Origin of the sequence: Pseudonocardia thermophila, assembly GCF_900142365.1 — a bacterium.
Lineage (GTDB): Bacteria > Actinomycetota > Actinomycetes > Mycobacteriales > Pseudonocardiaceae > Pseudonocardia > Pseudonocardia thermophila.
Genome location: NZ_FRAP01000014.1, coordinates 1 through 19,285 on the forward strand (window position 1 = coordinate 1; position 19,285 = coordinate 19,285).

Sequence of the window (19,285 nt, forward strand, 5' to 3'; positions counted from 1 at the left end):
TGTCTCCCCGGTGCCACGAACATCCCGCGAACCGGCCGCCACCACCGTCGGGCACACGGCCGGTGCGGTGGACGATCCCGCTGTCGATCGATCGGGGGACACCGACGTGGCGCGGCCGGGGCGCGGACCACCGCCGCCCGACCGTCGATACGCTGGCCGGGTGCGCGGCAGGGTTCTCGACGTGCTGGGCACGCTCGCCCGCTTCGGGCTCGCCGCGGTGTGGCTCGTCTCAGGCGCGATCAAGGCGGCCGACGCGGGGCAGACCTACGTCGCCGTCCGCGCCTACGACGTGCTGCCGCTGTCGCTGGTGGGTCCGGTCGCGGCCGTGCTGCCGTGGCTCGAGCTGGCGCTGGGCCTGCTGCTCCTGGCCGGGTTGGGGGTGCGGCTGGCCGCGATCGTCTCGGCCGCCCTGCTGGTCGCGTTCATGGCCGGGATCGTCCAGGCGTGGGCGCGCGGGCTGGCGATCGACTGCGGCTGCTTCGGCGGTGGCGGCCCGGTCGACCCGGACGCCACCGCCTACGGTGCGGAACTGCTCCGTGACACCGGGTTCTTGGTGCTCGCGGGTTGGCTGATCGCGCGGCCCCGGACGGTGGTCGCGCTGGACGGGATCCTCTCGGGAAGGACGGTGACGTGAGCGGCGCGTCGCGCAGCGAGAAGAAGCGCAAGCAGGCGGAGCGGGAGGCCAGGCTGGCCGCGGCCGGTATCCAGGTGCCGAAGCGCAACCCGATGCCGATGATCGCGGCCGGCGTCGTGCTGGCGCTGGTCGTCCTGGCCGCCGGGGGCTGGTACTGGTACACGAACCGGACGGTCACCCCGAACTACACCGCGACCGCCGCCGGCGCCGTCGTCACCGCGGGCACCGGCCCGGTCGTGATCGACGTCTACGAGGACTACCTCTGCCCCGGCTGCTTGGCGCTGGAGAAGCGGGACGGCAACAAGATCACCGAAGCGCTCAACGACGGCAGGCTCACCGTCCGCTACCACCCGCTGGGCCTGCTCGACGACCGGTCGCGCCCGGCCGGCTACTCGACCCGCGCCGCCGACGCCGCGATCTGCGCCGCTCAGGCCGGCATCTTCCCCGCTTACCACCAGAAGCTGTTCGGCGAGCAGCCCGCCGAGGGCAGCGCCGGCCTCACCGACGACCAGCTCGTCGCGTTCGGCACCGAGCTCGGTGCCGGCCCCGACTTCGCCGCGTGCGTGCGCGGCGGCACCCACGACGCCGAGATCAAGAAGGCGACCGACGCCGCCGAGGCCGACCCCGGCCTGAAGAACGAGGCCGGCATGTTCGGCACTCCGACCGTCGCGGTCGACGGCAAGCGCATCGACATCAACAGGTCCAGCTGGCTGGACGATCTGTTGGCCGGCCGCTGATCCGCGGCGCGGGGGTCCCTGCGCGGCAAGAGGGACCCCCGTGCGAGGCCGGGAACGGATTCGTGTAACGTTCATGTCGTCGCAAGGGGCTGTGGCGCAGCTGGTAGCGCACTTGACTGGCAGTCAAGGGGTCACGGGTTCGAGTCCCGTCAGCTCCACCCTTTCTCTTCCCTCGTCCTCTGAGGTTTACCGACCGGGCGATCCCACTCGCCGTCGGCGCAGGTCAGGAATGCCTGGGATGAACTGAGGACAGGCTTTCCAAGATCGAATTCCAGCGCTGATCGGCCTACCCTGCTCCCATGACTGAAGCGCCCGGAGCCGCCGAGTTCGCCGAGCACACGGGAGATCACCACCACGCCGACGTCTCCGGCGGCTGGCTGCGAGCCGCCGTCTTCGGTGCGATGGACGGCCTGGTCACGAACATCGGTCTGGTCGCCGGTGTGGGCGGTGGCGGCGCCGACCGTCACATCATCATCCTCACCGGGATGGCCGGCCTGGTGGCCGGGGCGTTCTCCATGGCGCTCGGCGAGTTCGCGTCGGTGGACACGCAGAACGAGGCCGTCGAGCACGAGGTGGCGGTGGAGCGGGACGAGATCCGCCGGCACCCTGAAGCCGAGCAGGCCGAGCTGGCCAGGATGTACGAGCGAATGGGGCTGTCGCCGGAGACGGCCGCAGCGGTCGCGCGGGACGTCCACAGGAACCCCGATCTCGCGGTGCGCATGCACATCACCCAGGAGCTGGGGGTCGATCCCGAGGACAACCCGTCGCCGTGGGTCGCGGCGATCTCGTCGTTCCTGTGCTTCTCCGTCGGCGGGCTGATCCCGCTGATCCCGTTCCTGTTCGGCGCATCGGCGCTGTGGACGGGGCTTCTGGTCGGCGCGATCGGCCTGTTCGGGCTGGGTGCCCTGACGTCCCGGTTCACGCAGCGCTCGTGGCTGTTCGCCGGGACGCGGCAGCTGCTGTTCGGCGCGCTGGCGGCGGGCGCGACCTACCTGGTCGGCTTGCTGATCGGAGTCGGCGTGTCCGGGTGACCCGGCTCGCCCGCGGTGATCGTCGGCAGGGTCTCGGGTGCGCGCAGCCACACGAGCAGCGCCAGCAGCAGCATGACGCCGGTCAGCGCGAACGCCGCGGGGTAGCCGGCCTGCTCGGCGAGCAGCCCGGCCGCGAGCGGGCCGGCGATCGCACCGAGGTCACCGGCCATCTGGAAGCCGGCGAGCACCGTGCCGCCGCGCCGGCCGCCGAGCACGTCGGCGACGACGGCGTTCAGCGGCGGGTTCATGATGCCCGCGCCCAGACCGGAGACGACGCTCACCGCGAGGAACCACAGCGGGTCGGTGACCAGCCCGATCGTGCCCGTGCCGAGCGCGGTGACGGCCAGGCCGGCGAGCACCGGCGGGCGGCGGCCCCAGTGGTCGGCCGTCCGGCCGGAGAGCACCATCGTCGCCGCGCTGCCCACGGCGAACGCGGCCAGCGCGATCCCGCTCCACGACGCCTGCTGCGCGAGGACCTCCACGACGAAGAGCGGGACGAGCGACATCCGCACGCCGAACACCGCCCATCCGTGCGCGAACGTGCTCATCAGCGCGGCGCGGTAGGCCCGGTGGCGCAGCGCGTCGACGAACCGGGCGGGCGGCGCTGCAGCCCCGGCTGCGTCGGTGTCGTCGGCGGCGCGGCCGCGCAGCAGCGGCCCGCAGATGAGGATCACCAGCGTCAACGACCCCGCGTAGACCCAGAACGGGACCCGCAGGTCGAGATCGGCCAGGCCACCACCCAGCACCGGGCCGGTGATGTTGCCGAGCAGGAAGCCCGTCGCCCACCAGCCGGACGCGCGGCCGCGCAGGCTCGGCGGGGACATCCGCACCAGCAGCGACAAGGAGGAGACGGTGAACATCGTCGACCCGATGCCGCCGACGACCCGCAGGGTGATGAGCTGCCAGTACTGCGCGGCGAACGGCATGGCCGCGTTCGTGATCGCCACCACGGCGACGCCCACCAGGAACCCCGGCAGCTCGCCGAACCGGGCGATCACCCGCCCCGCCGCGGGCGCGAACACCAGCCGGGACAGCGCGAACACGCTGACCACGAACGACGCGGCGGTGATCCCCACGTCGAACGTGCGGACGAAGACCGGCAGGATCGGCGCCACCATCCCGTAGCCGACCGCTACGAGGAACGCTCCTCCGACGAGGACCCAGATGGCTGCGGGGAGGCGTTCGCGGGACTGCTCGGGCACCCGACGACACTACGTCGGGGGTACCGCCCTCCTGCCGGTCAGGTAGCCGTCAGAGGTTGGGGAACCAGAGCTTGATCTCGCGGGCCGCACTCTCCGGCGAGTCGGAGCCGTGGACCAGGTTGAACTGCGTCTCGAGCCCGAAGTCGCCGCGAATGCTGCCGGGCGCGGCCTTCTCCACGGGGTCGGTACCGCCGGCGATCTGCCGCCACGCCGCGATCGCGCGCGGCCCCTCGACGACCGCGGCCACCACCGGGCCCGAGGTGATGAACTCGATCAGCGAGTTGAAGAACGGCTTGCCGTCGTGCTCCGCGTAGTGCTGCGCAGCCAGCTCCTGGCTGACCATGCGCAGATCCATCGCCACGATCTTGAGGCCCTTGCGCTCGATCCGGGAGATCACCTCGCCGATCAGGCCGCGCTCGACGCCGTCGGGCTTGACGAGGACCAGGGTGCGTTCAGTCACGCGGCACAGGGTATCGGTGGCTCGGTCACGGAGCGTGCGGGCCGCGGAGCGGTTTGGCCCCGGGCCAGCAGGGGCAACGAACGGCCCTTTCGTCCACTCTGAGTGGACGAAAGGGCCGTTCGTTGCGTCCCAGGCCTGGTGAACCCGCGCTGCAGAGCCACCTGGACGCGATCTACCCCGAACACACGAAGACCCCTGACCGACACCGGTCAGGGGCCTTCGTGTGGTGGAGGTGCCGGGAATCGAACCCGGGTCCTCCCTCGCTTCGCAAGGGCTTCTCCGTGCGCAGTCCGCTCTGCCTCTGCTCGGATCCCCCGGTCCCGCGGACTGGCCGGGGTGACGATCCCAGTCGCTGTTTGGTGTCCCCTACGGTCCCGCGACCGGACCGGAGGGTGAGTCCCCTAGCTGATGCCGGACACCGGGGCGGGGACGCCCCCGGGCCGACAGACTTCTAGCTCGCTCAGGCGGCGAGGGCGAAGTCAGTGCGCTTATCAGCGGCACTTATTTTTTTGCGACGCATGGTTAACGAGGTCATCGTCGCCTTCCTCGGCACGCTTCCCCTTGCTCTGCTTCAGGAGTCGAAACCGTTCACCCCCTTCGGGCGCCCGGAGGTACCGGACGTCATCGAGTCTAACGCTCGGACAGCAGCGGATCATCCCGGTTCCGCAGTCCCGATCGGAGGTGGGCGAGCAGTGCGCGGGCGGCGGGTGCGACGGACCGGGACGCGGGCCAGGCGAGGTCGACCCGGCCGTGCAGCGGTGGGCGCAGGGCGAGTGCGACCAGGCCGTCGACGGACGGGACGACCGACTCCGGCACGAGTGCCACCCCGAGCCCGCGCACGGCCAGCTCACCCAGGGCGGCCGGGGTGCCCGCCTCGTAGGCGATCCGCGGGGTGACGCCGGCCGCCGCCAGCGCGGCGTCGACGCCCGCCCGTAGCCCGCTGCCCACAGGCATGGCGATGAGCGGGCGGCCGGCCAGCTCGGCGAGCGTCACCTCGCCGCGGTCGGCGAGCGGATCGTGCGGCCCGACAGCTGCGACGACGACCTCGTCGCTCAGCGTCTCGGTGGCGATCCCGGCGGGCGGATCACCGACGATGCCGACGATCGCGAGATCGGTGCGGCCACCGAGGAGCGCGTCGAGCAGCTCCGCACCGCGCCCCTCGGACACCGACACCTCCACGCCGGGGTGGGCGCGGGCGAACGCGGCCAGCAGGTCGGCCAGGTCCGGGGAGAGCCCGTTGCCGATGACGCCGAGCCGGACCCGGCCCTGCAGCAGTCCGCGATGCGCCGCGACGGTGTCGCGGATGCGGGCGACGGCGGCCACCGCTGCCCGCGCCTCGGCGAGCACCGCCTCCCCGACGGCGGTCGGCCGCACCCCGGCCGCCGACCGGTCGAGCAGCACCTCGCCCAGCTCGCGCTCCAGCTTGCGGATCTGCGCGCTCACCGCCGGCTGGGACACGTGCAGGCTCGCAGCGGCGCGCGTGAAGCTGCCTTCGTCGGCGACGGCGACGAGGTACTCGAGCTGGTGCAGCTCCATAAGCACCGATTATGCCGAGTAGAGAGACCATGTCTTGGACTTCTAGCAGCGCAGGCCTGAGCGTTGAGGCATGACCACCTCGACCCTGCAGACCCTCCGCCCCGGCGATCCCGGCTACGACGCCGCCCGGCTCGGCTTCCAGAGGCGGCGCAGCCACCGGCCCGCCGTCGTCGCGCTCGCCCACTCGGCCGACGACGTCACCGCGGCGATCCTGCTGGCCCGCCGCTCCGGCCGCCGCGTCGCCGTGCAGGCTACCGGCCACGGGACCGCCGCCGTCGACGACGAGGCACTGCTGATCACGACCGGCGCGCTGGCCGAGGTGCACATCGATCCCGACGCCCGGATCGCCCGCATCGGCGCCGGCGCTCGCTGGGGTGCGGTGATCACCGCCGCCGCGCGGTACGGGCTCGCGCCGCTCTCGGGCAGCTCCCCCGGCGTCGGCGTCGCGGGGTACCTGGTGCACGGCGGCATCCCGCTGCTCGGCCGCCGCCACGGTTACGCGGCCGAGCACGTCCGCGCCGTCGAGCTGGTCACCGCGGACGGCGAGCAGCACCGGATCACCGGTGGCGACCTGTTCTGGGCGGTCCGCGGCGGAGGCGGCTCGTTCGGCGTCGTGACCGCGGTCGAGATCGGGCTGATCCCGCTGACCACCGTCTACGGCGGCGCGCTCGACCTACCGGCCACCCCGCAGACGCTGCGTGGCTGGCGGGACTGGGCCGAGGACGCGCCGGAGCAGGCGTCGACCTCGGTCGCCGTGGCCCCGTTCCCCGACCCGGCCCAGCCGGTGCTGTCCGTGCGGATCGCCTACGAGGGCCGCCCCGACGACGGGGAACGCCTGGTCGCGCCGCTGCGCGCGCTCGCCGAGCCGATCCGCGACGAGCTGCGCGAGCTGGCCTGGACCGAGAGCCACACGATCCACGACGATCCACCCGGCCCGGTGGCGAGCCGCACCACGACCGTCGCGCTGCGGGCGCTGCCCGACTCCGTCCTCGACGCCGCCATCCCGGCGATCACCGCGGGCGTGCCGCGGATCGTGGAGTTCCGCCGCCTGGGCGGGGCGTTCACCCGGCGGCGAGCGGACGCGCCCCTGCGCCGCGACGCCGAGTGGTCCGCAGGGACGATCTCGATCATGGCGCCGGGCGTCGACGACGCGGTGGTGGACGAGCTGGACGCCCGGTTCCGCGCCACCGCCGCACCGCACACCGTGGGCCGGTTGGGGGCACTGCTGCTCGGCGAGGGTGCCGATCCCGCCGCGGTGGCCGACGCCCACCACCCGGCGGACCTGGCGCGGCTGCGGCGGATCCGCGACGAGGCCGATCCGGAGCGCGTGCTCGCGCCGGCCGCTCCCCTGCCGTGATTCAGCCGAGGTCGAGCAGCGCCTTCGGGTTGTCGTGCAGGACGGCCCGCAGCCACGGCGCCCCCAGCCGCTCGTCGCGCTCGGCCCAACCGGCGACGGCCGCGACCTGCTCCGCGTACTGGTAGGGGATGTTCGGGTAGTCGGAGCCGAACACGATGCGGTCGGGGACGTCGGCGATCCGGGCCGGCCAGTCCGCGGGCAGCGGCGCGAACTCCTCGGAGAACGCGGTGCCGACCATGGTCGTGTCCAGGTACACCCGCGGGAAGCGGCGCACGAGATCGAGCGCCGCCTCGAACTCCGGCATGCCCGCGTGCGCGAGCACCACCGGCAGCTGCGGATGCTCGGCGAGCACCTCGGCGAACACGTCCAGCCCGGTGTGCGGGCCGGGGATCGGGCCGTGCCCGCAGTGCACCATCGCGGGCACCCGGGCCTCGGCGAGCAGCCCCCACGCGGGCCGCAGCAGCTCGTCGCGCGGATCGAACGCGCCGACCTGCACGTGCACCTTCACCAGCCGCGCCCCGGCCTCGACAGCGGCGCACAGGTAGTCGGTGACGTCGGGTTCCGGGAAGAGCGTGGCCGTGGGGACGGCGGGCGGGGTGCGCGCGGCGAATTCGGTGACCCACTCGGTCAGCCAGCGGGCCATGTCCGGCTTGTGCGGGTACACCAGCGGCGCGTAGCCGATCACGCCGAGCTTGGCCAGCACCGCGATCCGCTCGTCCTCGGGCAGCCGGTACGTGATCGGCCAGGCCCGGCCGTAGTGGACGGAGGCCGCGTCGAAGTACGCCCAGACCTTGCGCAGCACGCGTTCGGGCAGGAAGTGGGTGTGGACGTCGACGATCCCCGGCACGTCGAGGTCGGCCAGGAAGCGGGGCAGGTCGGCGTCGGACGTGGGTGGTCGCGGGATCACCGGTGCAGGTCCCTCACCCGTCTCTTGGCGGCGCGGCTGAACGCGCGTTCCATCTCGCGCTGTGCGTCCCGCTTGGCGATGTCGGTGCGCTTGTCGTAGCTCTTCTTGCCTCGGGCCAGCGCCAGCTCGCACTTGACGCGGCCGTCGTTGAAGTACAGCGACAGGGGCACGAGGGTGAGGCTCTGCTCACGCACCTTGCCGATCAGCTTCTCGATCTCCTCGCGGTGCAGCAGGAGCTTGCGGACGCGGCGCGGCTCGTGGTTGGTCCAGGTGCCGAGGTGGTACTCGGGGATGTTCAGCCCGCGCAGCCACACCTCGCCGTCGTCGATGGTCGCGTAGGCGTCGGCGAGCGACGCGCGGCCCTCCCGGAGGCTCTTGACCTCGGTGCCCATGAGCACGATGCCCGCCTCGTAGGTGTCGAGGATCGTGTAGTCGTGCCGCGCCCGCCGGTTCTGCGCGATCACCTTGCGACCCTTCTCCTTCACCACCGGGCCAGCCTACGCCCGGCGGGGAAGCCGGTTTCCCGGCCTTCGGACCATCAGAGCCGGACGTACGCCCGCAGCGTGACGTAGCCGGTGACGGCGGCGACGCCGGCGCCGATCATGACGAGGATCGGCGAGACCCACAGGACGTCGGAGACCTGGACCGCGGGCACGACGTTGTCGGCGACGATGCCCGACAGCAGCGAGTCGATGAACAAGAACTTGCCCACGAGCAGGCCGATGGAGGCGAGGATGGCCCCGATCACGCCGGTCACGACGGCCTCGATCAGGAACGGCAGCTGCGTGTACCAGCGGGTGGCACCGACGAGGCGCATCACGCCGACCTCGTGGCGGCGGGTGTAGGCCGAGACCTGCACGGTGTTGGAGATCAGCAGCAGCGCGGCGATCGCCTGCACGAGCGCGAGCGCGAACGTCACGTTGCGCACGCCGCCGAGGAAGTCGAACAGCTTCGCGACGATCTCCCGCTGGTCGATCACCGTGCGCACGCCGACCTGGCCCTGCATCGCCTGCTTGACGGCATCGCCGCCGGCGTCCTGGTCGGCCAGCTTCACCCGCAGCGCCGCCGGTAGCGACTGCGGCCGCAGCAGGTCGGCCAGCGCCTGCCCGGCGAACAGCCGCTTGTAGTTCTCGTAGGCCTGCTGCTGGTTCTCGAACGTCACCGACGCGACCAGCGGCGAGTTCTCCAGCGTCTGCTTCAGCCCGGCGCAGATCGGCTGCGAGCAGTCGGCGTCGGCGGAGGAGACGTCCTGGGTGAGGGTCACCCGGACCTCGACGCGGCTGGAGTACAGCTCCTCGGTGCGGTCGATCGTGCGCACCGCGAGCAGCCCGGTGCCGACCAGGCCCAGCGAGATCGCGGTGGTCAGGATCATCGCGATCGTCATGGTGACGTTGCGCCGCAGCCCGGTGAGGACCTCGCGGACGACGAAGTCGACGCGCATCAGCGCCCCACGCCGTAGACGCCGCGGGCCTCGTCGCGCACGACCTGGCCGGTGTCGAGCTCCACGACGCGCCGGCGCATCGAGTCGACGATCGAGTGGTCGTGCGTGGCCATGAGCACCGTGGTGCCGGTGCGGTTGATCCGTTCCAGCAGCAGCATGATGTCCTGGCTGGTGTCGGGGTCGAGGTTTCCGGTGGGCTCGTCGGCGAGCAGCACGAGCGGCCGGTTGACGAACGCCCGCGCGATCGCCACGCGCTGCTGCTCACCGCCGGACAGCTCGTTGGGCATGCGGTCGGCCTTGCCGGCGAGCCCGACCAGGTCGAGCACCTCCGGCACGACCTTGCGGATCGTCGACATCGGCTTGCCGATGACCTCGAGGGCGAACGCCACGTTCTCGCCGACCGACTTGTTCGGCAGCAGCCGGAAGTCCTGGAACACGCAGCCGATCCGCTGCCGCAGCTTCGGCACCCGCCGGCGCGGCAGCTTCGCCACGTTCAGGTCGGCGACGTAGATGTTGCCCTTCGTCGGCACGTCCTCACGCAGCAGCAGCCGCAGGAACGTCGACTTCCCGGACCCGGACGGGCCGATCAGGAAGACGAACTCGCCCTTCTCGATGTTCACCGAGACCCTGTCCAGCGCCGGGCGCGTGGACGTCTTGTAGATCTTGGTGACCCGTTCCAGGCGTATCACGGACGGGAACGGTACCGGCGGGGTGATGCCTCTCCGTGACCAGGGCCCCGATCAGGCGGCCTGCTGCTGCTTGCGGCGCCAGCGGATGCCGGCCTCGATGAACCCGTCGATGTTGCCGTCGAGCACCGCGGTCGGGTTGTTGACCTCGTACTCGGTGCGCAGGTCCTTCACCATCTGGTACGGGTGCAGCACGTAGGAGCGCATCTGGTTGCCCCACGAGGCGGAGCCACTGTCCTTCAGCGCGTCCATCTCGGCCCGCTGCTCCGCCTGCCGCAGCGCCAGCAGCTTGGCCTGCAGCACCAGCATCGCCGAGGCCTTGTTCTGGATCTGCGACCGCTCGTTCTGGCAGGACACCACGATCCCGGTGGGGAGGTGGGTGATCCGCACCGCGGAGTCGGTGGTGTTGACGCCCTGCCCACCGGGGCCGGACGAGCGGTAGACGTCGACCCGGATGTCCTTCTCGTCGATCTCGACGTGGTCGTCCTGCTCGACGACCGGCAGGACCTCGACGTCGGCGAACGAGGTCTGTCGGCGGCCCTGGTTGTCGAACGGCGAGATCCGCACCAGCCGGTGGGTGCCCTGCTCCACCGACAGCGTCCCGTACGCGTACGGGGCCTTGACCTGGAAGGTGGCGGACTTGATGCCCGCCTCCTCCGCGTAGGAGGTGTCGTAGACCTCGGTCGGGTAGCCGTGCTGCTCGGCCCAGCGCAGGTACATCCGAAGCAGCATCTCGGCGAAGTCCGCGGCGTCGACGCCGCCCGCGCCGGCCCGGATCGTCACCATGGCCTCGCGCTGGTCGTACTCGCCCGACAGCAGCGTGCGGACCTCCAGCGCGGAGATGTCGGCGCGCAGCTTGGCCCGCTCGGCGTCGGCGTCGGCGAGCGCGGCGTCCGCGTCGGCGCCGGACTCCTCCTCCGCGAGCTCGTAGAGGACGGGCAGGTCCTCCAGCCGACGGCGCAGCTCCTCGATGCGGCGCAGCTCGCCCTGGGCGTGCGAGAGCCGGCTCGTGATCTTCTGCGCGGCCGCCGGATCGTTCCACAGGTCGGGCTGACCGGCCTGGTCCTCCAGGTCGGCGATCTCCGCCCGCAGCCGCGGCAGATCGGCGACCGCCTCGATGCTCTCCAGGGTGGTGGCGAGCTCTTTCAGGTCGGCGGCGACGTCGGGGTTCACAACGTTCCAGGTTACGCGGACGGCCCCCAGGCGTCCGACACGGCGTCCAGGAGCTTCAGCACGGCCCGGGTGTGCGCGACGGTGAACTCGGCCACGGCCCGGCGGACCGGGTCGGCGGCGGCCTTCACCGCGGCGCGTTCGGCGGCGAGCCGCTCCTTGTAGGCCGCGCGGGCGTTGCGGACGAGCTCCTCGCGCTCCTCCGGGGGCAGGATCTCGGCGTGCAGCAGCCGCAGCACGAGCGGGCTGCGCAAGGCGTCGGGGCCGCTGCTGGCGGTGAGCCAGGCGCGGAACGCCCGCCGCCCGGCTGCGGTGATGGCGTACTTGCGCGACGCGCGGGCCCCCGGCTCCCCGGGTTTGGTCAGCCCGGCTTCCGCGAGCGCCGGCAGTTCGCGGTAGATCTGGCTGCGGGTCACGGAGAAGAACGACCCGAACTGCTCCCCCGCGGCGGCGACCAGCTCGCCGCCGGTGCGCGGGCCGTCGTGCAGCAGTCCGAGCAAGGCGGCGGCGGTGGCGTTCACGGGCGGTGCGGCAGCCATGTCCACAACGGTGCCAGTAAGCGGCGCTGCTCGCAGGTCGAGCGACGTCGCACACACATCCGATCGGTCAGTCCGATGATCAGTCGTCGGTCGGGTGCAGGTGGCGGTCACGCGTCTGCGAGGACGTCGACCCACCCGCCCGTGCGCCAGTACTGCCCGTCGCCGCGGGTCAGCAGGCCGTGGTCGACGAGATGACGGCGGAGCGTGACGTGGTCGGTCGCGCCGCCCTCCGTCCACACCCGCAGCACGGCGTCCACCTCGCGCTCGGAGAAGCGCCGGCCCGGCTCGAAGCTCTGCACCACCCGCTCCAGCACCAGCCGGCGCTTGCTCTCCTGAGCGGGCAGGCCCACGAGGCGGCCGCCGCGGACGAACCGGTCCACGACGTCGGCGGAGACCGGCTCGTCGGGCGCGGCGGCCATCGCGGCCTCGGTGAACAGCCCTTCCCGCACGACCAGGTGCTCGTCGACGAGGCCACCCGCCTGCAACCGGGCGATCGCCATGACCGTCTCCCGCGCGGACAGCCCGGTCAGGTCCGCGACCGCGCCCGGCGTCTTGGCCCCCAGCACGAGCGCGGCGAACACGCGGAGCCGGACGGGCTCGGCGAGCAGGCCGACGAGTGCGACGGCGTCCATAGCTCGTGGACCGTACCGCCGGAGAAGCATCGGCGCCGCGGCCTCTCGAAGCCGGACTCACGGGGACCCGGAGTCCGTACTCGCGGTAGGTGACCGCACGTCGGTCGGACACCGCCGGACGGCGAGCACAGCGGGTCGCGGCCGTCGGTGAGTTGCAGGGGGTGAGTTGCGGGGTGGGGTGCGGGGCGAGGCGCGCAGCGGCCCTCGGAGGAACGGCATGGGGCCCGCGAGCACCGGGGAGCAAACAGACGATTCCTGGGCCGCGATCACGACGAAGGAGCGGCCGCGATCCACACGGTGGCGGTATCGTCGCGCCATGCGCACAGAGCGAGTGACGATCAGCCTCCCGGCCGATCTGCTGGCTGCCGCCCGCGAGGCGGTCGCGCACGGTGCCGCGCCGAGCTTGTCCGCGTTCATCGCCGACGCGCTCGCGGCGCGCAGCCTGCGGGAACGCTCGCTCGCCACCCTGGCGACCCTGTACGGGGGGCCGCCGCCGCGCGACCAGCTCGAGGAGGCCCGTCGCTCGCTGCGGCTCCTGCCGCCCGCCACCGTCTGACCAGGGGCCGGGATGATCGGGGGGCGCGTCCTCGACGCAACCGCTCTCGCCGCCTTCGCCACCGGACGCCCGGTCTACATGCGGGCACTGGTGTGGGCCGCGGTGGAGGCCAACATCGTCCTCGCGGTGCCCAGCGCAGCGCTCGGCCGGGCCTGGGCGCTCGTCGGGCCCGAGCACCACGCGGCGCTGCGGGTCCTGCTGGACCTGCCCAACACGGTGATCGACGAGCTGTCCCCCGCGACGGCGCACGAGTCGGGGCTGCTGCTCGCCGCCGCCGGGCAGGACGACATCGCGGTCGGGCAGGTCGCCGCGAGCGCGCGGCGCCGGGGCTGGCCGGCCGTCACCGGGGACCCCGGGGCGCTGCGCAAGATCGACACGACCGTCGCGATCGAAGAGCTGCCCTGAGCCGGTTCACGCCGGTTCGGTGAGCCGCTGCCGCAGCCGTTCCAGCTCGTCCGCGGTCAGGCCGTGGGCGCGCAGCCAGCCGACCGCGCCGTCGTGGGTCTCGTCGAGCCAGCCGAGCAGCTTCTCCATGTTCTCTGCCCGCGGCCGGTGCCGGTCGAGCGTGGCGGGATCGGGCATCGGCACACCCGCAGCCGTCGTCCAGCGCTTGAACATCGCTTCGATGTGCAGGGCGGACAGCGCGTAGTCGGCGACCACGGCGTCGCGCTCGACCCCGACCGCGTCCAGCACGAGGGCCACGACGGTGCCGGTGCGGTCCTTGCCGGCCGCGCAGTGCACGAGCGCCGGCCCGGCGTCGGGGGCGGCGAGGGTGCGGACGGCCGTGACGACGTTCTGCGGGTGGTCGGCCAGGTAGCCGCGGTACATGTCGAGGATGGTGATCTCGACCCCTTCGGGGAGCGCGTCGCGGCTGGACCCGATGAGGGTCAGCTCGAGCCGCTCGACGCCGTCGTGGACGAACCGGCCGTGCTGCTCGATCTCCTCCGGCGTGCGCAGGTCGATCACGGTGCGCAGACCGAAGTCCTCGACCAGGAACTCGACGTCCCGCGGGGTGAGGAACTGCGGGCCCGGGTTGGCGGTGCGCAGCAGCACGCCGTGGCGGGTGCGGCCCCCGTCGCGCAGGGGAAGTCCGCCGATGTCGCGGGCGTTGTCGAGACCTTCCAGGGGGAGCAGCCGGTCGTCGATCACGCTCCCACGCTAACCCGTGGACGCCGGTCAGGTGGCCTGCAACCGAGCGACGCCGGTGCGAGCCAGCACCAGCGCGTCCACGCGGGTGAGCGAGCTGCCGTCCGGGGTGAGGAAGACGAAGTTCACCAGCTGGTCCCCGGTCAGCACGCTGACGAGCAGCGCACGGAACCCGGAGCCGGTGAGCGTCCACGCGGTGGCTCGATCGCCCTGCACCCGGTCGCGCACGTCCTCCGGCTCCGAGATCGTCACCGGGGTGCCGGAGAGGGAGCCCTTCGTGCAGTCGAGCCCTTCGGCGTAGGCGTCGTAGGCGGCGCGGGCGGTGGTCCGGTCGCCGAAGACGGACAGCGTCTCCTGCACCCGCTCCCCGCTCCTGCTGCCGAGCAGGGCGACCCCGACGCGCTGGGCGTCGGGAAACCGGGCGATCACGCTGTGGCCGCCGCACACCGCGGGCACGCTCGGGTTCGGGAGCGGCTGCTCCGGTGCGACGCGCCAGCCGGGTCCGACCTCGCTGGGCCGCAGCAGCGCCGCCCTCAGCAGCGCCATCCGGTCCTCCGGTGCGGCCGGGGCGGACGTCGACGGGCGCTCCGGCGGCAGGGTCGCGGTCGCCGCGGCCGGATCGGGCTGGGCAGGGGCAGCCACGGGCGTGCCGGCGGTGGTCGGGCCGACCACCGCGAACGCCACCCCGACGATGAGCAGGACACCGACCACACCGGCGAGAGCTGCACGGAGGGTGGGCACGGGAGGCAAGGGTAGGCGGGTCGGTGGAACAGCCCGCCGGCCGCCCACCCCTGTCGGTCACCCGCCGTACGCCAGGTTCCACCGTTCGGGTGTCGGAGACTCGACGAACAGCCTCAGCGCGCGTCCACGGGCCGGCGCAGCAGGGCAGGCAGGAACCGGGCACCAGCGCCCATCGTGGCCGCCCGGTCCCCCGGGTTCGAGATCCGGCACCGCTGCAGCGAGAGGCACCCGCACCCGATGCACGAGTCCAGCCCGTCGCGCAGGGCGACGAGCGCCTCGATCTGCTCGTCCAGCCGCTTCCGCCAGGCCCTGGACAGCCGGGTCCAGTCCGCCTTGGTGGGGGTGCGACCGTTCGGCAGCGAGTCCAGCGCCTCCCGGATCTCGTCCAACCCCACGCCGATCGTGCGCGCGGCCCGGATGAACGCGAGCCTGCGCAGCACGGACCGTTCGTAACGCCGCTGCCCGCCCGCGGTGCGGGTCGGGTGCAGCAGCCCCTCGCGTTCGTAGAAGCGCAGCGCCGATGCCGGGAACCCGCTGCGCTCGACGACCTCGCCGATCGTGAGCAGGTCGTGCGCGTCCATCGACCCCCCGGAACCTGACATGAACCCCACTTCAACTATGACCGTATCGGCCGGACCCCCGGACCGCCATCCGGCTCGCCGATCCCCACCGGCGCCGGCCGCGGCTTCGTCCTCGCACCCAGCGGACTCGTCGCCCGCACCGCCACCGTCGTCGCCGGCCCGCGCTCGCACAGCCACGGCCGGGCTGCCGGAGCGGCCGGCGCCGCCCTCATCGCCCCGCGCCGACCGGGCTCGCGACGCCCCTGCTGCGGACCGCCGCGGCGAACGCCTCCCACACCGCACCGGCCGCCGTCGCGCACCGAGACGCCCCGCGCGGGCCCCCCGTTCGCCTCCGGGGCGCGCACCGAGCTGCACGCCGCCGACGTGCGGGATGGCGGCGCTGATCCCCTGCCTCCCCCTGCCGGGGGAACGCCACGACGACCGGCCCTCCAGGCGCGCCCAACGGCACCCTGATCGTGACCCCGCACACCCCCGCCCACCTGCCGATACCCCGTTCAGAGCAATGCGAACAGACATCCGGGGGCCAGATGCAGGGCTGTACGGGGCCTCGGCGCGATGGATGCGGCCGAGAGACGAGCGGTGCGTGAGGTGCGCCGACAGGCGCGCTGCGTGCTTGTGACCGGACCGAGACCTCCCCTACTGTCCTCGGCAGCGTTACGAACCGATCACGCGCGCATCGAGCCGGACTCCCCACCCGGCTCCCGGACCCCCGACCGGAACGCGCGCCTGCCCGGTTCGCTCCCCAGCGCTGAAAGGGCAGGTACGTGGCAGGACACCGCTCCCCTCGTGGTGAACGCGCGGCGTGGTACGCCCAGATGCTGGCCGAGGCCCCGGTCCGGGAAGGTTCCCGCCGAGCCCGGCACCAGGCCGCCCACCGACCCCCGCCGTCCGGGCCGTCGCTGCGCACGACCGTCATGGCCGGAGCCGCCGCGGTCGGCGCCGTGACCACCGGAACGTTCACCGCGATCGTCCCGTCGAACTCGCAGAACCTGGCCAGCAGCGCGTCCGCGGAGGAGTCCCTCACCGCGACGCTCGCCGCCAACACCGTCTCCCTCGACGCCGAGAAGATCGAGTCCGCCGTCGCCCACTTCGCGCCGGTCGCGCTCCAGATCGACGACGACGAGGGGGGCGACGAGGGCGAGGACGGACTCGATGCGGTCGACGAGCACCTCGCCCGGCTGGGCAAGGCGGCCGACATCGCCGCCAAGATCGCCGCCGAGCACGCCGCGGCCGCGGAGCGGGCGCGGATCGACCAGATCGTCGCCAAGGGCGGTCTCGACGGGTGGATCGCCGAGGCCCTGCGTATCCTCGAGCTACCTCAGTCCCTCGCCCCGAGCGTGAAGAAGATCATCATGGCCGAGTCGGGCGGCAACCCGAGAGCGATCAACAACTGGGACGCCAACGCGCGCCGCGGCACCCCGTCCCAGGGCTTGATGCAGACGATCCCCAGCACCTTCAAGAAGTACGTCCACCCGAGCCTCGCCGACCGCCCGATCACCGACCCGGTCGCCAACATCACCGCGGGGGTGCGCTACATGATCGCCACGTACGGCATGGACACCCTCAAGGCCGGCGGCCGGAAGAACAGCGCTGGGCAGTACATCGGGTACTGAGTCGACCCGTTCCGGGACACCGGGCACTGAGGAACACGGCTGCGGGGTCACCCCGCAGCCAGGGGATCGTCGCTCCGCTGGTGCGCGGGAATCGCGCACCACCCGAGCTCGTCACCGCCTGCGCGTCCCGCCGGCCCCGCCGCCGCGCGCCGGCTACCGCCCCGAGATCCAGGGACTGCGCGCACTCGCCGTCCTGCTGGTCGTCGTCTACCACGTGTGGCTCGGCCGCGTCTCCGGCGGCGTCGACGTCTTCTTCGTCATCACCGGGTTCCTGCTGACCGGGCAGCTGGCCCGCGCCGCCGACCCGGGCACCGGCGTCGTGCTGCGCCGCTGGCGGCGCACCTTCGTGCGGCTGATGCCGGCCGCGATCGTCGTGCTCGTCGCCACGATGATCGCCGGGGCGGCGATCTTGCCGGAGAGCCGCTGGCCGCAGACCGTGCGGGAGATCGTCACCTCCGCGGTGCTCGTCGAGAACTGGCAGCTCGCGGCCGACGCGGTCGACTACGCCGCCCGGTCCAACGCCGTCAGCGTGGTGCAGCACTTCTGGTCGCTGTCGATCCAGGCCCAGTTCTCGCTCCTGTGGCCGCTGGCCGTGGCCGTGCTGGCGCTGATGGCCAGGAACGCCGCAACCCGCCACACGTACCTCACCGTGGCGCTGCTGGGCCTCCTCGCGGCCTCGCTGACGTACTCCGTGGCACTGACGGCCGAGGACCAGCCGCTCGCCTACTTCCACACGATGACCCGGCTGTGGGAGTTCGCCCTCGGCGGGTTGCTCGCGCTGTGGATCGACCGCATCCGGCTCGCTCCGTGGCTGCGGGTCACCGCCGGCTGGGTCGGCGTCGTAGCGCTCGTCGCGTGCGGGATCGTGCTGCAGGTCGCTGCGGTGTTCCCCGGCTACGCGGCCCTGTGGCCGACGCTGTGCGCGGTGCTGGTGCTCGTCGCGGGCCACACCCGGCTGCCGTGGGCCGCGGACCGACTGCTGGCCTCCCGCCCGGCCCAGTACCTCGGCGATCTGTCGTACGGGCTGTACCTGTGGCACTGGCCGGTCCTGGTGCTGCACCTGGGCGGGGGCGGCATCGAGGGCGTCGGGCTGGTCGAAGGGCTCACGATCATCGGCGTCTCACTCGTGCTGGCGGCCCTGACGCACCGGTTCGTCGAACGACCGGTCTTCGGCCGCGGCGACGCGCGGGCCACTCGCTGGTGCGCGACCGGACTCATCGTCGTCCTCGGGCTGGCGCTGTGCTGGAAGCTCGCGGCCGTCGCCCGGAACGACGCCGAGGGCGTCATGGGCGACCGCGAGCACCCCGGCGCAGCGGCGCTCGGCGGGCCGGCCGTGCCGGAGGCCGACCTGCTCCCACCGCTGATCGACGTGTACGAGGACTTCGTGCGGATCGACGAGTGGGCCTGCGTCCCCGTCGACGGGTTCGACTCCCCGCACTGCACCCAGCCGGTCGACTTCGAACCGGCGAAGCGGGTCCTCGTCGTCGGCGACTCGCACGCCCAGCAGCTCGCGGGCGTGCTGGAGCCGATCGCCGCGGTGCACCGCTGGCAGCTGTCGGTCGCCGTGCGCGGCGCGTGCCCGTTCTCGACGGCGTCGGACACCGACCCGGACAACGAGACGTGCCTGCCGTGGCACGACGCCACGCTGGAGATCATCGACCGGACCCGCCCCGATGTGGTCGTGACGATCGGCACCCGGGACGTGCGCGCAGGGCTCACCGAGTCGACACCGGCGGGGTTCGTCGACGCCTGGCGGCAGGTGGTCGAGCGCGGCATCCCAGTGGTTGCGGTGCGTGACAACCCGCGGTTCGACTACTCCATCCCGGACTGCGTCGCGATCAACGGCCGGAACTCCCCGGAGTGCGGTGCGGACCGGGAGTCGGTCTACGCCCCGGACCCGCCGTGGACCGCCCTGGCGGACGTGCCGGCGGAGGTCCGCTTCGTCGACATCGCCGACGCGCTCTGCGACCAGCAGCGATGCCCGGCCGAGGTGGGCAACGTGCTCGTGTACCTCGACGACAACCACATCTCGGCCGCCTACGCGACCACCATGGCGAGCCCGCTGGAGGCCGCGTTCGTCGCCGCGATCGACCCGTGACCCGGGACACGATGATCACGTTTCGTGAACGTTTCGCGCGGTTGCCACACAGTGGGGTGGATGCGCGTAGATCGGTGACACCCTCGCCCTGACCGATCGTTGAACGGGATGCGTGCCACCGATCTCGCAAGGGGGTCGGTGTCGCGGTTCGTCGGTCGGGGCCTACTCGGCCGGTGGGCTGCGATCGAGGTCCGGTCGGGTTCGCCCTTCCTTGAGTG

General features: G+C 72.7%; 21 protein-coding genes, 1 tRNA gene and 1 other RNA gene. 9 read left to right on the forward strand and 14 right to left on the reverse strand.

Translation table 11 applies throughout. The features are described from left to right. The first annotated feature begins 160 nt into the window (after positions 1 to 160). The 4 genes from BUE41_RS17940 (at position 161) to BUE41_RS17955 (ending at position 2,402) form a co-directional block, all read left to right on the forward strand. On the forward strand, positions 161 to 634 hold the full coding sequence (locus BUE41_RS17940; protein ID WP_073458292.1) for a MauE/DoxX family redox-associated membrane protein: 474 nt from the start codon (positions 161 to 163) through the stop codon (positions 632 to 634). Then, a complete protein-coding gene (locus BUE41_RS17945; RefSeq protein WP_073458293.1) occupies positions 631 to 1,371 on the forward strand; it encodes a DsbA family protein in 741 nt (246 codons plus the stop codon). Before BUE41_RS17940 ends, BUE41_RS17945 begins: the two co-directional genes overlap by 4 nt. Before the next feature lie 85 nt (positions 1,372 to 1,456). Beyond that, positions 1,457 to 1,529 (forward strand) — tRNA-Ala (locus BUE41_RS17950). Positions 1,530 to 1,670: 141 nt separating this feature from the next. Continuing rightward, on the forward strand, positions 1,671 to 2,402 hold the full coding sequence (locus tag BUE41_RS17955) for a VIT1/CCC1 transporter family protein (protein WP_073458294.1): 732 nt from the start codon (positions 1,671 to 1,673) through the stop codon (positions 2,400 to 2,402). Here BUE41_RS17955 and BUE41_RS17960 read toward each other — a convergent pair. The 4 genes from BUE41_RS17960 to BUE41_RS17975 all read right to left on the reverse strand — a co-directional run bounded on the left by BUE41_RS17960 (position 2,360) and on the right by BUE41_RS17975 (position 5,600). Then, positions 2,360 to 3,604, reverse strand: coding sequence for an MFS transporter (locus BUE41_RS17960; RefSeq protein WP_073458295.1), 1,245 nt, complete (start codon positions 3,602 to 3,604; stop codon positions 2,360 to 2,362). The genes BUE41_RS17955 and BUE41_RS17960 overlap by 43 nt on opposite strands. A 49-nt stretch (positions 3,605 to 3,653) precedes the next feature. Further along, positions 3,654 to 4,064, reverse strand: coding sequence for a nucleoside-diphosphate kinase (gene ndk / locus BUE41_RS17965; RefSeq protein WP_073458296.1), 411 nt, complete (start codon positions 4,062 to 4,064; stop codon positions 3,654 to 3,656). A 224-nt stretch (positions 4,065 to 4,288) separates the two neighbouring features. Then, positions 4,289 to 4,660: a transfer-messenger RNA gene (ssrA, locus tag BUE41_RS17970) on the reverse strand. Positions 4,661 to 4,694: 34 nt separating this feature from the next. Continuing rightward, on the reverse strand, positions 4,695 to 5,600 hold the full coding sequence (locus BUE41_RS17975; protein ID WP_073458297.1) for a LysR family transcriptional regulator: 906 nt from the start codon (positions 5,598 to 5,600) through the stop codon (positions 4,695 to 4,697). 70 nt (positions 5,601 to 5,670) lie between these two features. Between BUE41_RS17975 and BUE41_RS17980 the strand changes: the two genes are divergently transcribed. Next, a complete protein-coding gene (locus BUE41_RS17980) occupies positions 5,671 to 6,957 on the forward strand; it encodes an FAD-binding oxidoreductase (RefSeq protein ID WP_073458298.1) in 1,287 nt (428 codons plus the stop codon). 1 nt (position 6,958) lies between these two features. Here BUE41_RS17980 and BUE41_RS17985 read toward each other — a convergent pair whose 3' ends face one another. The 7 genes from BUE41_RS17985 to BUE41_RS18015 form a co-directional block, all read right to left on the reverse strand. Continuing rightward, positions 6,959 to 7,864, reverse strand: coding sequence for an amidohydrolase family protein (locus BUE41_RS17985; RefSeq protein ID WP_073458299.1), 906 nt, complete (start codon positions 7,862 to 7,864; stop codon positions 6,959 to 6,961). Next, a complete protein-coding gene (gene smpB, locus BUE41_RS17990; protein WP_073458300.1) occupies positions 7,861 to 8,352 on the reverse strand; it encodes an SsrA-binding protein SmpB in 492 nt (163 codons plus the stop codon). The genes BUE41_RS17985 and smpB overlap by 4 nt, the downstream gene beginning before the upstream one ends. Before the next feature lie 50 nt (positions 8,353 to 8,402). Next, positions 8,403 to 9,305, reverse strand: coding sequence for a permease-like cell division protein FtsX (ftsX, locus tag BUE41_RS17995; protein WP_073458301.1), 903 nt, complete (start codon positions 9,303 to 9,305; stop codon positions 8,403 to 8,405). Then, positions 9,305 to 9,994, reverse strand: coding sequence for a cell division ATP-binding protein FtsE (gene ftsE / locus BUE41_RS18000; protein WP_073458302.1), 690 nt, complete (start codon positions 9,992 to 9,994; stop codon positions 9,305 to 9,307). Before ftsE ends, ftsX begins: the two co-directional genes overlap by 1 nt. Before the next feature lie 51 nt (positions 9,995 to 10,045). Next, the gene (prfB, locus tag BUE41_RS18005; RefSeq protein ID WP_073458303.1) at positions 10,046 to 11,164 is read right to left on the reverse strand and encodes a peptide chain release factor 2; all 1,119 of its coding nucleotides are present in this window, start codon (positions 11,162 to 11,164) and stop codon (positions 10,046 to 10,048) included. A gap of 11 nt (positions 11,165 to 11,175) precedes the next feature. Further along, positions 11,176 to 11,700 (reverse strand): PadR family transcriptional regulator, encoded by a 525-nt coding sequence (locus tag BUE41_RS18010; protein WP_143172225.1) that lies wholly within the window; start codon positions 11,698 to 11,700, stop codon positions 11,176 to 11,178. A 107-nt stretch (positions 11,701 to 11,807) separates the two neighbouring features. Beyond that, complete coding sequence (locus BUE41_RS18015; RefSeq protein ID WP_073458304.1) at positions 11,808 to 12,332, reverse strand: DUF2087 domain-containing protein; 525 nt, start codon at positions 12,330 to 12,332, stop codon at positions 11,808 to 11,810. A gap of 316 nt (positions 12,333 to 12,648) precedes the next feature. Between BUE41_RS18015 and BUE41_RS18020 the strand changes: the two genes are divergently transcribed. Together BUE41_RS18020 and BUE41_RS18025 are read left to right on the forward strand one after the other, a co-directional pair. Continuing rightward, a complete protein-coding gene (locus BUE41_RS18020) occupies positions 12,649 to 12,888 on the forward strand; it encodes a ribbon-helix-helix domain-containing protein (protein WP_073458305.1) in 240 nt (79 codons plus the stop codon). A gap of 12 nt (positions 12,889 to 12,900) precedes the next feature. Then, positions 12,901 to 13,293, forward strand: a complete 393-nt coding sequence (locus BUE41_RS18025) for a hypothetical protein (RefSeq protein WP_073458306.1) — start codon at positions 12,901 to 12,903, stop codon at positions 13,291 to 13,293. A gap of 6 nt (positions 13,294 to 13,299) precedes the next feature. On the opposite strand, the gene BUE41_RS18030 is transcribed toward BUE41_RS18025, so the two are convergent. The 3 genes from BUE41_RS18030 to soxR form a co-directional block, all read right to left on the reverse strand. Next, entirely contained in the window at positions 13,300 to 14,037 is a 738-nt protein-coding gene (locus tag BUE41_RS18030) for a tyrosine-protein phosphatase (RefSeq protein WP_084755311.1), read from the reverse strand. A gap of 27 nt (positions 14,038 to 14,064) precedes the next feature. After that, positions 14,065 to 14,775 (reverse strand): hypothetical protein, encoded by a 711-nt coding sequence (locus tag BUE41_RS18035; protein ID WP_143172226.1) that lies wholly within the window; start codon positions 14,773 to 14,775, stop codon positions 14,065 to 14,067. Positions 14,776 to 14,888: 113 nt separating this feature from the next. After that, positions 14,889 to 15,377: a redox-sensitive transcriptional activator SoxR gene (gene soxR, locus BUE41_RS18040; protein ID WP_234997383.1), complete on the reverse strand. Its 489-nt coding sequence runs from the start codon at positions 15,375 to 15,377 to the stop codon at positions 14,889 to 14,891. Positions 15,378 to 16,120: 743 nt separating this feature from the next. Here soxR and BUE41_RS18045 point away from each other — a divergent pair. Next, entirely contained in the window at positions 16,121 to 16,969 is an 849-nt protein-coding gene (locus tag BUE41_RS18045) for a transglycosylase SLT domain-containing protein (RefSeq protein ID WP_143172227.1), read from the forward strand. A 214-nt stretch (positions 16,970 to 17,183) separates the two neighbouring features. Next, on the forward strand, positions 17,184 to 19,067 hold the full coding sequence (locus BUE41_RS18050) for an acyltransferase family protein (protein WP_234997384.1): 1,884 nt from the start codon (positions 17,184 to 17,186) through the stop codon (positions 19,065 to 19,067). Positions 19,068 to 19,285: the final 218 nt, after the last annotated feature.